Annotated in this window: 2 protein-coding genes; both read right to left on the bottom strand. The window is 61.0% G+C overall.

Annotated elements, in window-relative coordinates; translation table 11 throughout:
• A partial coding sequence (locus I5M_RS29400; RefSeq protein WP_040771625.1) for a hypothetical protein occupies positions 1-219 on the bottom strand: 219 nt, incomplete at its 3' end.
• Positions 216-953: a MotA/TolQ/ExbB proton channel family protein gene (locus I5M_RS08840; protein ID WP_210161616.1), complete on the bottom strand. Its 738-nt coding sequence runs from the start codon at positions 951-953 to the stop codon at positions 216-218. The genes I5M_RS29400 and I5M_RS08840, both read right to left, overlap by 4 nt.
• Positions 954-1,108 lie beyond the last annotated feature (155 nt).

Genomic DNA, 1,108 nt, shown 5'->3' with positions numbered 1-1,108 from the left:
TGAATCGCCTTTCTTCATGCGATCCACCACGCCCGCAAGCTCTTTGCGCACGCCGCCGATCGACTTGTTGACGATGGCGGCGATCTGCTCCGCGGTGAAGTCCGGGATGTAGTACTGCATGGCGAAGACCATGAGGATGAGGAAGGCGCCCATGGCCTTCGTCATCACCGCCATCAGCGCGACTTCGCTGGTGTCGGACTGGCGCCGCCGCCGCTTCATGACACGGCGCCCGGCTTCTCCTGATCGATGTAGACGCGGTTGATCAGGTTCGCGAGGCAATATTGGCCCGCGGCGTTGAGTGCCAGTTCCTCCTGCTCCTGGACGCTGTGTTGCGCGAAAGCCAGGATGGCGCTGGCGAGAAGCGCGACCAGCGTCGTGTAGAACGACACTGACAGCCCGCCGACGACGCGTCCGAGATCCATGTTCTTGGGATCGATCAGATGCAGCGCCAACGACAAGCCTATGACGGTGCCGAGGAAACCGATGGTCGGGATCAGCCAGGCCATGTAGCGCAGCATCTGGTAGCGCAGATCGACGCGATCACTCATCAGGCTCAGCGCATTGGTCAGCAGCGTCATCGACTGCTCCACCGATTTGCTGGCCTGTAGCTGCAGGATGGTCATATCCATCAACGCCGGCAGGAAGCCGCTGTCCGCGTCATGCAGCGGCGCGACACGGATGCGGATCGGCCCGAGCTCGTGGACTTCGAGCATCGTGGTCGAGTCTTCGGGCAGAAATTTCGCGTTGAGGAAGGCGCGCTCTCGCTGGGTCATCCGCCAACGCACGAACAGATCGGCGAGCGACCACGCCAGCAGCAGATAGGTGATGTTCTGAATCGTGAACGGATACGGGAAGATGCTGTAGGGCTGACGGTCTAGTAAAAGGGCAGCACCTGCCGAGCCATAAGGCAAAATTAGCGTGAGCAATGTGATCACGGCCGCCGCTGCACACATCGCGATCATCCGGGCGCGGCGGCGGGACGGAACAGCGGGCCAGACTGGGTTGGACGGATCTGAAAGCGGATCGGACGATATGGGTAGTCCGACAACCGGGGGATGTGCACCGGCAGGATTCTCGCTCGTCAATGCGAAATCTCCTTTGGACTATC

The organism is Rhodopseudomonas sp. B29, assembly GCF_000333455.1.
GTDB lineage: Bacteria > Pseudomonadota > Alphaproteobacteria > Rhizobiales > Xanthobacteraceae > Rhodopseudomonas.
This window is presented reverse-complemented; position numbering and strand designations above follow the sequence as displayed.

Excerpts from the sequence above, each read along its gene's own strand:
- I5M_RS08840 (WP_210161616.1), bottom strand. The coding sequence starts at position 953 with ATGTGTGCAGCGGCGGCCGTGATCACATTGCTCACGCTAATTTTGCCT.